Genomic DNA, 13,043 nt, shown 5'->3' on the forward strand with positions numbered 1-13,043 from the left:
GGTCATCCGGATCAGCGTGGCCCTGTGTTCATAACGGGTGAATTAGCCCAGTTCTGCAACCAGTTGCGGCACGATTTCAAACAGATCGCCCACGATGCCGTAGTCGGCAACGGAGAAGATCGGCGCCTCGGGATCCTTGTTGACCGCGACGATCACTTTGGAATCCTTCATGCCGGCCAAATGCTGGATCGCGCCGGAGATGCCGACCGCGATGTACAGCGACGGCGCGACGATCTTGCCGGTCTGGCCAACCTGCCAGTCGTTCGGCACGTAGCCGGCGTCGACCGCTGCGCGCGATGCGCCCATGGCGGCGTTCAACTTGTCCGCCAGCGGTTCCAGGATCTTGAACGCTTCGCCCGAGCCCATGCCGCGGCCGCCGGAAACGATGATCTTGGCGGCGGTCAGTTCAGGACGGTCCGACTTGGCCAGCTCGCGGCCGACGAAGGCCGACTTGCCCAGATCGGCAACAGCGGCGACGGTCTCGGTCGCAGCGGAACCACCGGTGGCGGCAGCGGCGTCGAAGCCGGTCGAGCGCACGGTGATGACCTTGACCTTGTCCGACGATTGCACGTAGGCGATCGCGTTGCCGGCGTAGATAGGACGCTCGAAGGTGTCCGGGGAATCGACCTTGGTGATTTCCGAGATCTGCGCCACGTCCAGCTTGGCGGCCACGCGTGGCAGGATGTTCTTGCCGTAGGCGGTGGCTGGCGCCAGGATGTGGCTGTACGAACCGGCCAGCGCCAGCACTTGCTCGGCGATGTTCTCGGCCAGGCCGTCGGCGAAGTAAGGAGCGTCGGCGACGATCACTTTCGACACGCCGGCGATTTGCGCGGCGGCTGCGGCGGCGGCGCCGGCGTTCGAGCCAGCGACCAGGACGTGCACGTCGCCACCGCATTGGGCTGCGGCGGTCACGGTGTGGAGGGTGCTGCCTTTCAGGCTAGCGTTGTCGTGTTCTGCAATAACTAATGCGACCATGATTTTTCCTTTGATTATTCCTGATCCGGGCTTCGCCCGGAACAGGAATTAAATTCTTTAGATGACTTTGGCTTCGGTGCGCAGTTTCGCGACCAGGGTGGCGACGTCCGGGACCTTGATGCCGGCCGAGCGCTTGGCAGGCTCGACGACTTTCAGGGTTTTCAGACGCGGGGTCACATCGACGCCCAGGTCTTCTGGCTTGGTCACATCCAGCGGTTTTTTCTTGGCCTTCATGATGTTCGGCAGCGTCACATAGCGCGGCTCGTTCAGGCGCAGGTCGGTGGTGACGATGGCAGGCAGGGTCAGCGCCAGGGTTTCCAGGCCGCCGTCCACTTCGCGGGTCACGGTGACTTTGCCGTCTTCCAGCACCACTTTCGACGCGAACGTCGCTTGCGGCCAGCCCAGCAGCGCAGCCAGCATCTGGCCGGTCTGGTTGGAGTCGTCGTCGATGGCCTGCTTGCCCAGGATGATCAGTTGTGGCTGCTCTTTCTCGGCCAGTGCCTTGAGCAGCTTGGCCACGGCCAGCGGTTCCAGTTCAACGGCGGTCTCCACCAGGATGCCACGGTCGGCGCCGATGGCCATGCCGGTGCGCAGGGTTTCCTGGCACTGAGTCACGCCGCACGATACGGCAACCACTTCGGTCACTTTGCCGGCTTCTTTGAGGCGCATCGCTTCTTCCAGCGCGATCTCATCGAATGGGTTCATCGACATTTTGACGTTGGCAATATCAACGCCCGTGCCGTCGGACTTGACGCGCACCTTGACGTTATAGTCGACCACGCGTTTGACGGGTACCAAGACTTTCATAGCTATGCCTTTGGAAAAAGTAAGAGTTCGGGACTAAATTATGTGGGCTAGATTATATGAGAAATTCAGCGCGCACAAGAAAATAAAGCACGATCGTGCGTTTTTTAGCTAGTAGAAATCGTCTAAAAAATAAATCTGTTAGACGATGTTTCTAGGAAAAAGACGCAGGGGGATTATTTGCGCCGCATCAAAAACACGAATTCGCGGCCGATCTGGACGTGCGACAACAGGGCGTTGCCGGTCTGTTTGGCGAATGCCTGGAAATCGCGCACGGAACCCGGGTCGGTTGCCATGATGCGCAGGACTTCACCACTTTGCAACTCGGACAAGGCTTTCTTGGCCTTGAGAATCGGCAGCGGGCAGTTCAGGCCGCGCGCGTCGAGTTCTTTATGGAATTCCATGATTTCGTTTTCAAGTATCGTGTCGCTCATCAAGAACCCGCATGTTTTGTTAGGACTGACGTCATACTACTCCAAAACGGATCGCATGACGCGCTGCACCAAAATAGTTCGTAGTGCGTTGCAAGTTTGCAACGGGAACTGGCAAGTATACAACAGCCTTCTCCAGACGACAACGGCCTGCGTGAGACACGCAGGCCGCATAGCTACTGCATTACAAGGGTTTCTGGCAACTTAAGCGCGTTCGCCCACCCATGCCGGAACTGCCGCCAGCGCCGCTGGCAAACCGCTCGGATCGGTGCCGCCGGCCTGCGCCATATCGGGGCGTCCGCCGCCTTTTCCGCCCACTTGTTGTGCGACGAAGTTCACCAGCTCGCCCGCCTTGACCTTGGACGTCGCGTCCGCCGTCACGCCCGCGATCAGGCTGACTTTGCCGTCGGCCACGCTGGCCAGCACGATGGCGGCGGTCTTCAGCTTGTCCTTCAGCTTGTCCATGGTTTCGCGCAGGCGCGCCACGTCGGCGCCTTCCAGCACCGCCGCCAGCACCTTGACGCCATTGACGTCCACCGCCTGCGTGGCCAGCTCGTCGCCCTGGCCCGAAGCCAGTTTCGATTTCAGCGCGGCCAGTTCCTTCTCCAGCGCCTTGACGTGGTCCTGCACCTGGCCGATACGCGCGGTCAGTTCTTCCGGCGTCGACTTCAGCGCGGCCGACGCGTCCAGCAGGCGGCGGTTCATCGATTGCACCAGCGCCAGCGCACCCTCGCCCGTCACGGCCTCGACGCGGCGGATGCCCGCTGCGACGCCGCCTTCACCGGTGATCTTGAACAGGCCGATGTCGCCGGTGCGGTGCACGTGCACGCCGCCGCACAGCTCTTTCGACGAGCCGATGTCCAGCACGCGCACTTCGTCGCCGTACTTCTCGCCGAACAGCGCCATCGCGCCGTGCTTGACCGCGTCGTCGAAGGACATGTGCTGCGCCTTGGTCGCCTGGTTTTCCAGGATCTCTTTGTTGACCTTGGCTTCCACTTCGGCGATCTGCTCGGCCGTCAGCGGCGCGTTGTGGCTGAAGTCGAAACGGGTCTTGTCGGGATCGACCAGCGAGCCCTTCTGCGCCACGTGCGAGCCCAGCACTTCACGCAAGGCCTTGTGCATCAGGTGGGTGGCCGAGTGGTTGCGGATGGTGCGCGCGCGCTTGGCTTCGTCCACGTTGGCGCTGACCGCGTCGCCCACTTTCAGCGAACCGGAGTCCAGCACACCGTGGTGGCCGAACACGTCGGCCTGGATCTTCAGCGTGTCGCTGACGCTGAACCGCGCCGCGCCCGAGCTGATCACGCCCTGGTCGCCCACCTGGCCGCCGGATTCGGCGTAGAACGGCGTGGTGTCCAGCACCACGATGCCGGCCTGGCCAGCCTTCAGTTCCTGCACCGGCGTGCCGGCCGCGTACAACGCCACGACCTTGCTGCTGTGGGTCAGGTTGTCGTAGCCGACGAATTTGTTTTTCTCGCCCGAGTACTCGACCTTGGCATCCTTGGTGGTCTTGCCGCCCTTGCGCGACAGCTCCTGGCTTTCCTTCAGCGCGGCGTCGTAGCCGGCCTGATCGAACTCGATATTGCGTTCGCGGCAGATGTCGGCGGTCAGGTCCGGCGGGAAGCCGTAGGTTTCGTACAGCGTGAAGGCGGTGGCGCCGTCGATGCCCTTGCCGTCCTTGGCCAGCTGGGCTTCCAGCACCTTCATGCCGGTCTCCAGCGTCTCGCCGAAGCGCTCTTCCTCGGCCTTCAGCATCTGGGCCACGCGGTCCTTGGCTTCTTCCAGCTCGGGATAGGCGGCGCCCATCTCGATCGCCAGGTCGGCCACCAGCTTGTAGAAGAACGGCTTGGTCTGGCCCAGCTTGTGGCCGTGGCGCAGCGCGCGGCGGATGATGCGGCGCAGGACGTAGGCGCGGCCTTCGCTGCCCGGGATCACGCCGTCAACGATCATGAACGCGGCGGCGCGGATGTGGTCGGCGATCACGCGCAGCGATTTGTTTTCCAGGTCGGTGGCGCCGGTTTCGCGCGCGGCGGCCTTGATCAGGTGCTGGAACAGGTCGATCTCGTAGTTCGAGTGCACGTGCTGCAGCACGGCGGCCAGGCGCTCCATGCCCATGCCGGTGTCGACGCACGGCTTCGGCAGCTTGTGCATCACGCCCGCTTCGTCGCGGTTGAACTGCATGAACACCAGGTTCCAGATTTCGATGAAGCGGTCGCCGTCTTCGTCGGGCGAGCCTGGCGGGCCGCCTGGAATGTCGGCGCCGTGGTCGTAGAAGATCTCGGTGCACGGGCCGCATGGGCCGGTGTCGGCCATTTGCCAGAAGTTGTCCGATGCGTAGCGCGCGCCTTTGTTGTCGCCGATGCGGATGATGCGCTCGGTCGGCACGCCGATTTCCTTGGCCCAGATGTCGTAGGCTTCGTCGTCTTCCTGGTAGACGGTCACGGTCAGCTTCTCGACCGGCAGGCCGTAGACCTTGGTCAGCAGTTCCCACGCGAAGCTGATGGCGTCGCGCTTGAAGTAATCACCGAAGCTGAAGTTGCCCAGCATTTCGAAGAAGGTGTGGTGGCGCGCGGTGTAGCCGACGTTTTCCAGGTCGTTGTGCTTGCCGCCGGCGCGCACGCAGCGCTGCACGGAGGTGGCGCGGGTGTACGGGCGGCTGTCGGTGCCGGTGAACACGTCCTTGAACTGCACCATGCCGCTGTTGGTCAGCAGCAGGGTCGGGTCGTTGCCAGGCACCAGGGAGCTGGAACGGACAATCGAATGACCCTTGGATTCAAAAAACTTGAGGAATTTGTCGCGGATTTCAGATGATTTCATGTCGTAAGCAGTGGTAGCTGGCAGATGCAAAGGGTTGATTATATATGACCACGCGGCCCGCAGGGCCTCAGGCGAAAGTGGGCCCGATCAAATCGATGCGGTCGGTGCAGAACCCGTCCACGCCCCAGGACAGGATCTCCCTGCCCCGCTCGGGATCGTTGACGGTGTAGCAAAACAGCCCGTAGCCGGCCGCCTTGACCTGCGCCGCCAGCTCGCGCGTCAGGTGCTTCTGGTTGGTGTGGATGGCCACGGCGCCCAGTTCGCGCGCCTGCGCCTGCCAGTCGGCGGGAATGGTGTCCAGCAAATAGCCGCGCGGCAGCTCGGGCGCCGCGTCGCGGGCGGCGGCCAGCGCCTCGAAGCTGAACGAGGACAGCAAGGGCACGGCGGCCGGGTCGCCGGCGGCGATCTCGGCTGCATAATTCTCGCGTGTGATTTTTGCAACCCAGCTGCCGGTTTCGCGCTCGAAACCGTCGGCCGGCTTGATTTCTACGTTCATCCAGATACGCTGCTGCTTGCAATAATCGATGAACTGGGTGAAGAATGGCACCGGCTCGTCGCGGAATTGCGGCCCGAACCAGCTGCCCGCGTCCATGCCGGACAAATCGATGGCGTCGGTCGCGGCCACGCTGCCCTGCCCCGCCACCGTGCGGCCGAACTCTGGATCGTGCATCACCATGCCGATGCCGTCGCGCGACAGCATGACGTCGAACTCGACCGCGTGGAAGCCGTAGGCCAGGCCGGCGCGCAGGCCGGCGATGGTGTTTTCCGGCGCCAGCGTGCCGCCGCCGCGGTGTGCAACGATTTTTGGGTAGGGCCACATGGTGGATGCCTCGAAAGCTGTTATGGAAACGATGTCAACACTACCACGAATGCGGACCGTGTCAAATAGGCGGGGCCGGGCCGGCCGCGCGCTGTTGCGTGCGTTGCTCGTGCTGTTGGCCTGCGCGCCCGTCCCCGCCGCCGCGCAGGACGCCGCCGCCCTGACGCAGCAGATGGTCATCGCCCGCGCCGCCGAAGTCTACGCCGCGCGCCTGAACGACCACGTGCTCGACGGCGACGCCCGCTTCACCGCCCGCGTCAACGCCATCGCCGCCACGCTGATCGCCCGCGCCCGGCGCGACTACCCGGAGACGGCGGACTGGGCCTGGGAAGTCCACACCACCAACACTCCCGACCAGAACGCCGACTGCATGGCCGGCGGCAAAATCCTGGTCAGCCTGGCCTACGTGCAGCGGCTGGAACTGAACGACGCCGAACTGGCCATGCTGCTGGCGCACGAAATCGAACACGCCGCCCTGCGTCACAACCTGAAGGAATACCAGCAGGCGCTGCGGCTGGACCCGCGCTGGGCCGGCCGTCCCTTCCTGGAGCTGGAACACGCGGTCGACAACGACAGCGGCCTGATGGACCAGCTGGCGCCCACCAACTACGAGCAGGAAGTCGAAGCTGACCGCGAAGGCATGTTGCTGGCGTGGCGCGCCGGCTGGCCGGCGGCGCAACTGGCGGGCTACTTCAAGAAGATGTTCAGGGGCAGCGTCTCGCCCCGCCGCAGCAAGCCCGACTACCCATCACCGCAATTGCGCTGGCAGGCCGCGCGCGAACTGGCCGCCACCTTGCAAAAAAATTATGTGCAAGCGCCGACCGAGCCACTACACTAGCGGCCTGATCGGATTACTCAAAAGGTTATACACATCATGACAGCTCCAAAAGCGCTAGGCCATATCCGCGTCCTCGACCTGAGCCGCGTGTTGGCGGGACCGTGGTGCTCGCAGAATCTGGCCGACCTCGGCGCCGACGTCATCAAGATCGAACGTCCCGGCAGCGGCGACGACACCCGCGCCTGGGGCCCGCCGTACGCCAAGGACGCCGCCGGCCACGACACCACCGAGGCGGCCTACTACCTGGCCGCCAACCGCGGCAAGCGCTCGGTCACGATCGACATCGCCAGCGCCGACGGCCAGGCCCTGATCCGCGAGCTGGCCAGCCATTGCGACGTGGTGCTGGAAAACTTCAAGGTGGGCCAGCTCAAGCGCTACGGCCTCGACTATGAATCGCTGAAGGCCATCAAGCCCGACCTGGTCTACTGCTCGGTGACCGGCTTCGGCCAGGACGGCCCGTACGCGCACCGCGCCGGCTACGACTTCCTGATCCAGGGCATGGGCGGCCTGATGTCCGTCACCGGCGAGCGCGACGACCTGCCCGGCGGCGGCCCGCAGAAAGCCGGCGTGGCGCTGACCGACCTGATGACCGGCATGTACGCCACCATCGCCATCCTGGCCGCGCTGACCCACCGCGACCGCAGCGGCGAAGGCCAGTACATCGACATGGCGCTGCTGGACGTGCAGGTGGCGATGCTGGCCAACATGGGCAGCAACTACCTCAACAGCGGCAAGCCGCCCAAGCGCTGGGGCAACGCGCATCCGAACATCGTGCCGTACCAGACCTTCCAGTGCGCCGACGGCTACATCATCGTCGCCACCGGCAACGACGGCCAGTACCAGAAATTTGTCGAAGTGGGCGGCCGCGCCGACCTCGCCACGCACGAGCGCTACGCCACCAACCCGCTGCGCGTGAAGCACCGCGACGAACTGGTGCCGATCCTGGCGGCCATGGTGCTGGCGCAGCCGCGCGATTTCTGGATCGAGAAGCTGGAAGCGGTGGGCGTGCCGTGCGGCCCGATCAACAACCTCGACGACGTCTACAAGAATCCGCAGGTGCTGGCGCGCGAGCTGGTGATGGAGGTGCCGCACCCGACCGCCGGCAGCACGAAGCTGGTGCGCAGCCCGATGAAGATGTCGCTGACGCCGACCGACAACGCGGTGGCCCCGCCGCTGCTGGGCCAGCACACCGACGAAATCCTGCGCGGCCTGCTGGGCCAAAGCGACGAGGACATCGCCGCGCTGCGCGCACAGGGGGTGCTGTGATGGACAAGCTGATCGCGGAACTGAAACGGCTGTACCTGCTCATCGACCAGGAGTGCTTCCCTGCCGGCGCGCTGACGGCGGACATCCTGACGCAGCACCTGAGCGGCGAAAAGACCATCGCCATGAACCTGGTGTCGGACAACGGCCTGGTGCGCGCGCTGATCATCGACTTCAACCGCATGGGCGACGCGCCGGCGCTGCAACACTGGGACCGTCTGTGCGGCGTGGCAAACGCGCTGCAGGATCAGCTGGGTCTGCCTGCGCCGGCGGTCAGCATCAGCGGCGGCGCGGGTTATTCGCTGTGGCTGTCGCTGGAGACGCCGGTGCCGCTGAACCAGGCGCAGCACTTCCTGCACCTGCTGCGCAGGAGCTACTTCCCCGATATTCCGAACGAAGAGATCGGCCTGCGGCCGGACACCTTGACCAGCACCACGGCCGAGTTGCCGCCTTGTCTGCATGTGGCCAGCAATACGTGGGCCGCGTTCATCAATCCGGGCATGGGCGCGTCATTCGCCGACGAGATTGGGTTGGAGATGATGCCACCCTACACCGCGCAAGCAGCGTTTTTGGAAGGGCTGCAAAGCATCAGCGACAAGCAATTCACGCAAGCGATCGCCATCATGCATCCGCCGCAAGGCAAGGAACGCCCGCACAAAGCGGCAGCACCCGCACCACACGCCAGCCCGGCCGGCCTGCTGTTGAAGGACGCGACGCTGGAAGACATCATCCACCACCTGCACGCCAAAAACATCGAGCCGACGTTCAGGCATGTGATACCGAAGGACTCAGTCTTTTAAACTTCAGGCCGCCACGACGGCGGCCTGCCTCCTTGTATCTACTAACTGATACGCAAATCCCGTTTAAGTTCCATGAGCTGTCCATGCATATAGCTCACCGCGCCGCGCATGTGTGCGGACAGATGCGGGACGTTGATGCATACCTGCCGAGCCCGCTCTGACAGCCGCTCCATGTCGTGCATCAGCTTGTGGATGCGCGGCTGGTCCTGCGACAGCAGCACCTCCTTCGCCGTGTCCGAATGCCGGTCCAGACGCTGGACGCTGTCGCGCAGTTCGCCGGGAACATTGCGCTCGGCCGAACAGGCTTGCGAAGCCTGCCCTATCGCTTGCTCCAATAAATGAAACCGATGCTCGATATCGTTCTCGTGCAGCATGATGTAGCCCTCCTCCGTTGGTCAGGCACAGGTGTGCCAGTGCAGATTCGACCGTGGAGGCCGCCGCCAGTTTCAGCGGCGCGCACGCAAACCCAAGACGCGCTGATGCAGATCAGCGCGCCGTCACATTTAGCCGCCGCAAACGGGCAGCGCCAGCGCCTGCAACACCTCGCCCTTGTCGGTCTGCACGAAGGCGCTGATGCCCAGCTTGCTTGCCGCCGCGCCGGCAGGCAAGGCCAGCGTCCTGCTGACCACCGCGCCGCCCGACACCAGCGGCACCGGCGCCAGCCACTCGCGCACCACGAAGTCATGGCGCAGCAGACGCCCGCTGTTCTCGCCCGCCTTCACATGACTCGCCACGCCGCTCTCAACCAAGGCGACGAACAACCTGCCTTCACGCGCCGACCTGGCCGTCACGCTGACCGCCAGCCCGCCAGCGCCAGCCGCATCCAGCGCGATGCCGATATCAGCCTGCGCCGCCAGGCCATTGGCGCGCTTGACCGCATCGGCCACGCCACGCGGCCAGCCGCGCTGCTCCTTGCCGCCGACAAAAATCTCCGGCGTGTAGATCGTGCGCGAGCCGGCCAGGTCGCTCAGCCAGCGCTGGCGGTCGGTGAAGGTCTTGCTGGAAAAGGGATCCTTCCAGCCGATGTAGTTCCAGTAGTCGACATGCTCGGACAGCACCACCGCCTGCTGCGCCGTGATGCCATCGGCGCGCAAGCCACTGACGTAATGATCCGCCGGCGGACAACTGCTGCATCCCTCCGAGGTGTACAGCTCCAGCAAGGCGATGCGATAGGCCGGACTCTGCGCGCTGCAGCCCGCAGCCAACGCCGGCGGAATGTTCAGCGCAGCCGCGGCGGCCAGGCTCAGGATGAGATGCTTCACGATGACTCCAGGGCGATGAATGATGCACCTTGGTCGCGCCGCCGCCGGCAAACTTACAGCCTTTGTAAGGACTTGTGACAAAACCAACAAATATCCAGATTGCAAGTTATTCTCCCGGCATGATCAAACATCGACCACGCCACCTGCCGGGATTGCTCATCACAGGACTGCTGCACGTAGCGATCATCTACGCCTTCATGCAGCGCCAGCATCCAGCCGACACGCCACATGCGCCGCGACAGGCAATGCAATGGCTGCTGCCGATCACGCAGCCAAGCATCATCAGCCTGCCCAAGCCGGCGCTCAGGCCGGCGCCGCAGCCCAACGCGGCAGCGCCGAAAGCCATCACGCCGCCCAAGCCAGCCGACATCCCGGCCATGCCCGCGACACCGCCGGAAACGCCGCCAGTACCAGCGGTGCCGGCAGCCAGCCCGCCCGACGATCCATTCGCCCCGGCGCCAACCGCACCGCGTCCGCCAAGCGCCAGCGACATCCTGAACCAGGCCAGGCTGGACGTGAGAAAGATAGACAAGGAATTGCGCGCCGCCTACCCCGAACGCGCACCGGCGCCGCCGCCGGACAGCAAGCAGGCCCGCCTCGAGCGCGGCATCAACGCGGCCCACGAGGCCGTGCCGCCGAAGTGGTACCAGGGCGCCAAGATCATCGAACTGAGCACGCCCGACGGCGAGAACAAGACCCGCACCTACAAGATCGTCACCGGCATCGGCACCTACTGCATCAACATCCGCCCGGACGGCAAGAAGTCCTACACCAACTGTCCGGCTTGACTAACGCTCGGCCTGCCCCAGCGGCGGCAGATTGCGCAGCCGCAGCGCCACCAGCATCGCCAGCATCAGCGCGCAGCCCAGCACCAGCACCACGCCTGGCCAGCCGCCGCGTCCCCACATGACGCCGGTGGCCGAGCCCACCACGCTGGAACCGAGATAGTAGAAGAACAGGTACAAGGCCGACGCCAGCGCCTTGTTGCTGCTGGCGCGCCGCCCCACCCAGCTGCTGGCGATCGAATGCGAGGCAAAGAAGCCGTAGGTGAACAGCGCCATGCCCAGCACCAGCAGCGGCATCCAATCGGACAAGGTCAGCAGCAAGCCCGCGATCATGATCGTCATCACCGCCCACAGCACGCGGCGGCGGCCGTAGCGGTCGGCCAGGCGCCCGGCCCACACCGAGCCATAAATCCCCAGCAAATACATGAAGGACACCGCCCCCACCAGGCTCTGGCTCAGGTTGAACGGCGCGGCCAGCAAGCGGTAGGCGATGTAGTTGTACAGGCTGATGAAACTCCCCATCAGCAGGAAGGACAGCGAAAACAGCCAGGGCAAGCCCGCATCGGACAGATGCAATTTGAAGCCGGCCGGGAAGGTGCGCCACGCGCTGGACACCGGCACGAAATGCCGCGACGCCGGCAAGGACCGCCAGAACTCCCACGCCGCCAGCAGCCCGGCCACCCCCACCGCCGCCAGCGCCAGCCGCCACGAAAAGTGGTCGCTCAACACCGACGCGATCACCCGCCCCGACATGCCGCCAAACGCGCTGCCGCTGATGTACAGCCCCATCGACAAGCCCAGCGAGGTCGGCTCCATCTCCTCGCCCAGGTAGGCCATGGCGATCGCCGGCATGCCGCCCAGCGCCACGCCCAGCATGGCGCGCATCACCAGCAGCTGCGAGTAGCTGTGCGCGAAGGCACACAGGATGGTCAGCAGCGCCGAGATCACCATCGCCGCCACCATCAGCGGCTTGCGCCCCATGCGCTCCGACAGCGCGCTCGACGCCACCAGCGACACCGCCAGCGCCCCGGTCGACACCGACAGCACCATGCTGCTCTGCGCCGCGCTCAGCGCGAACTCATGCGACAGCACCGGCATCAACGGCTGCACGCTGTACAACAAGGCAAACGCCGAGAAGCCGCCGAAGAACAGCGCCCGGCTGCTGCGCTTGAATTCGGGGCTGCCGGCGGCGATATGCGGCACGCTACGGCAAGGCGCGGGAGTGGCAGGTAGTGCGGCGGCGCTCAACGACATGGTGACTATCTCTTGGGAGGTACGATGTCTTCATCTTAGGATTGCGCCGAATCACTGTCCAATATATATTTAAGCCGTTACTCATACTTAAAAAAGATAATGGAACTCCGCCACCTGCGCTACTTTGTCGCCGTCGCCGAGGAACTCAGTTTCACGCGCGCGGCCGAACGCCTGCACATCGGGCAGCCGCCGCTGAGCCATCAGATCCAGATGCTGGAAGCTGAAGTGGGCGCGCAGCTGCTGGAGCGCAGCAAGCGCTGGGTGCGCCTGACGGAGGCGGGCAAGCTGTTCCTGGACGACGCCCGCCGCGTGCTGTCGCTGTCCGAACAGGCGGTGCAGACCGCGCGCCGGGCCGAGCGCGGCGAGGCCGGCGAACTGCGCGTGGGTTTCACCTTCTCGACCCCGCTCACGCCGCTGTTCGCGACCGTGGTCAACCGCTACCGCCAGCGCTATCCGGGCGTGACGCTGACCTTGCGCGAACTGTCGACGGTGCCGCAGATCGAGGCCATCGCCAACCGGGAACTGGATCTGGGACTGGTGCGCCCGCCGGAAGTGGCGGTGACCGACGCGGTGAGCATGACGGTGCTGCGGCACGACCCGCTGACGCTGGTGCTGCCGATTGCCCATCCGCTGGCGAAGAAGAAGGCGGTCGCCATCGGCGACCTGCGGGGACTGCCGTTTGTGATGTATCCGAAGACGGCCGGCACCGGGATCTACCATCAGATTTTCCGGCTGTGCCGGGCGGCGGGCTTCATGCCGACCATCGCGATGGAGGCGAACGAGGCATCGACCATCATCGGCCTGGTGGCGGCCGGCTGCGGCATCTCGGTGCTGCCGGCCTCGTTCAGCATCATGCGCATGGGCGGCGTCTGCTACCGCCCGCTGGCCGATCCGGAAGCCACCACCACGCTGCTGCTGGCGCAGCGCAAGGACGAGATCTCGCCGCTGGTGGCGGCCTTCCTCGCGGTGGCGACCGAGGCCGCCGCCGCGCAGTAGC

Annotated in this window: 13 protein-coding genes; 5 read left to right on the forward strand and 8 right to left on the reverse strand. The window is 64.7% G+C overall.

Translation table 11 applies throughout. The features are described from left to right. Positions 1-42: 42 nt before the first annotated feature. The 5 genes from GTP90_RS15925 to ugpQ all read right to left on the reverse strand — a co-directional run bounded on the left by GTP90_RS15925 (position 43) and on the right by ugpQ (position 5,844). Positions 43-975 (reverse strand): electron transfer flavoprotein subunit alpha/FixB family protein, encoded by a 933-nt coding sequence (locus tag GTP90_RS15925; protein ID WP_161084472.1) that lies wholly within the window; start codon positions 973-975, stop codon positions 43-45. Between the two features lie 57 nt (positions 976-1,032). Next, complete coding sequence (locus GTP90_RS15930; protein ID WP_161084473.1) at positions 1,033-1,782, reverse strand: electron transfer flavoprotein subunit beta/FixA family protein; 750 nt, start codon at positions 1,780-1,782, stop codon at positions 1,033-1,035. Between the two features lie 173 nt (positions 1,783-1,955). Then, a complete protein-coding gene (locus GTP90_RS15935; protein ID WP_229219459.1) occupies positions 1,956-2,213 on the reverse strand; it encodes a sulfurtransferase TusA family protein in 258 nt (85 codons plus the stop codon). Between the two features lie 201 nt (positions 2,214-2,414). Further along, complete coding sequence (alaS, locus tag GTP90_RS15940) at positions 2,415-5,024, reverse strand: alanine--tRNA ligase (RefSeq protein WP_161084474.1); 2,610 nt, start codon at positions 5,022-5,024, stop codon at positions 2,415-2,417. A 67-nt stretch (positions 5,025-5,091) separates the two neighbouring features. Next, positions 5,092-5,844: a glycerophosphodiester phosphodiesterase gene (gene ugpQ, locus GTP90_RS15945; protein WP_161084475.1), complete on the reverse strand. Its 753-nt coding sequence runs from the start codon at positions 5,842-5,844 to the stop codon at positions 5,092-5,094. 94 nt (positions 5,845-5,938) lie between these two features. Between ugpQ and GTP90_RS15950 the strand changes: the two genes are divergently transcribed. From GTP90_RS15950 to GTP90_RS15960, 3 genes are read left to right on the forward strand one after another with little or no spacing between them, the layout of a single operon-like run. Then, entirely contained in the window at positions 5,939-6,682 is a 744-nt protein-coding gene (locus GTP90_RS15950) for a M48 family metallopeptidase (protein WP_217431982.1), read from the forward strand. A 36-nt stretch (positions 6,683-6,718) separates the two neighbouring features. Beyond that, positions 6,719-7,948 (forward strand): CaiB/BaiF CoA transferase family protein, encoded by a 1,230-nt coding sequence (locus tag GTP90_RS15955; protein ID WP_161084477.1) that lies wholly within the window; start codon positions 6,719-6,721, stop codon positions 7,946-7,948. Continuing rightward, positions 7,948-8,745, forward strand: coding sequence for a hypothetical protein (locus tag GTP90_RS15960; protein ID WP_161084478.1), 798 nt, complete (start codon positions 7,948-7,950; stop codon positions 8,743-8,745). The genes GTP90_RS15955 and GTP90_RS15960 overlap by 1 nt, the downstream gene beginning before the upstream one ends. A 41-nt stretch (positions 8,746-8,786) precedes the next feature. Here the strand turns inward: GTP90_RS15960 and GTP90_RS15965 are convergent, their stop codons facing one another. Together GTP90_RS15965 and GTP90_RS15970 are read right to left on the reverse strand one after the other, a co-directional pair. Continuing rightward, positions 8,787-9,119: a hypothetical protein gene (locus GTP90_RS15965; RefSeq protein ID WP_161084479.1), complete on the reverse strand. Its 333-nt coding sequence runs from the start codon at positions 9,117-9,119 to the stop codon at positions 8,787-8,789. A 129-nt stretch (positions 9,120-9,248) separates the two neighbouring features. After that, positions 9,249-10,007 carry a DUF1223 domain-containing protein gene (locus tag GTP90_RS15970; RefSeq protein WP_371875063.1) on the reverse strand — a complete coding sequence of 253 codons (759 nt, stop codon included), beginning with the start codon at positions 10,005-10,007 and terminating at the stop codon, positions 9,249-9,251. Positions 10,008-10,126: 119 nt separating this feature from the next. Between GTP90_RS15970 and GTP90_RS15975 the strand changes: the two genes are divergently transcribed. Then, entirely contained in the window at positions 10,127-10,795 is a 669-nt protein-coding gene (locus GTP90_RS15975) for a hypothetical protein (RefSeq protein ID WP_161084480.1), read from the forward strand. Here the strand turns inward: GTP90_RS15975 and GTP90_RS15980 are convergent, their stop codons facing one another. Then, entirely contained in the window at positions 10,796-12,046 is a 1,251-nt protein-coding gene (locus tag GTP90_RS15980) for an MFS transporter (RefSeq protein ID WP_161084481.1), read from the reverse strand. Positions 12,047-12,145: 99 nt separating this feature from the next. Here GTP90_RS15980 and GTP90_RS15985 point away from each other — a divergent pair, with 99 nt between their 5' ends. Next, the gene (locus GTP90_RS15985) at positions 12,146-13,042 is read left to right on the forward strand and encodes a LysR family transcriptional regulator (protein ID WP_161084482.1); all 897 of its coding nucleotides are present in this window, start codon (positions 12,146-12,148) and stop codon (positions 13,040-13,042) included. Position 13,043: the final 1 nt, after the last annotated feature.

This window comes from Duganella vulcania, from assembly GCF_009857655.1.
Classification (GTDB): Bacteria; Pseudomonadota; Gammaproteobacteria; order Burkholderiales; family Burkholderiaceae_D; genus Rugamonas; species Rugamonas vulcania.

What these genes read in the sequence shown, in the direction of transcription:
- GTP90_RS15925 (WP_161084472.1), bottom strand. Translation starts at nt 975, where the DNA reads ATGGTCGCATTAGTTATTGCAGAACACGACAACGCTAGCCTGAAAGGC.
- GTP90_RS15930 (WP_161084473.1), bottom strand. Translation starts at nt 1,782, where the DNA reads ATGAAAGTCTTGGTACCCGTCAAACGCGTGGTCGACTATAACGTCAAG.
- ugpQ (WP_161084475.1), bottom strand. Translation starts at nt 5,844, where the DNA reads ATGTGGCCCTACCCAAAAATCGTTGCACACCGCGGCGGCGGCACGCTG.
- GTP90_RS15975 (WP_161084480.1), top strand. Translation starts at nt 10,127, where the DNA reads ATGATCAAACATCGACCACGCCACCTGCCGGGATTGCTCATCACAGGA.
- alaS (WP_161084474.1), bottom strand. Translation starts at nt 5,024, where the DNA reads ATGAAATCATCTGAAATCCGCGACAAATTCCTCAAGTTTTTTGAATCC.
- GTP90_RS15960 (WP_161084478.1), top strand. Translation starts at nt 7,948, where the DNA reads ATGGACAAGCTGATCGCGGAACTGAAACGGCTGTACCTGCTCATCGAC.
- GTP90_RS15985 (WP_161084482.1), top strand. Translation starts at nt 12,146, where the DNA reads ATGGAACTCCGCCACCTGCGCTACTTTGTCGCCGTCGCCGAGGAACTC.
- GTP90_RS15965 (WP_161084479.1), bottom strand. Translation starts at nt 9,119, where the DNA reads ATGCTGCACGAGAACGATATCGAGCATCGGTTTCATTTATTGGAGCAA.
- GTP90_RS15955 (WP_161084477.1), top strand. Translation starts at nt 6,719, where the DNA reads ATGACAGCTCCAAAAGCGCTAGGCCATATCCGCGTCCTCGACCTGAGC.
- GTP90_RS15935 (WP_229219459.1), bottom strand. Translation starts at nt 2,213, where the DNA reads ATGAGCGACACGATACTTGAAAACGAAATCATGGAATTCCATAAAGAA.
- GTP90_RS15980 (WP_161084481.1), bottom strand. Translation starts at nt 12,046, where the DNA reads ATGTCGTTGAGCGCCGCCGCACTACCTGCCACTCCCGCGCCTTGCCGT.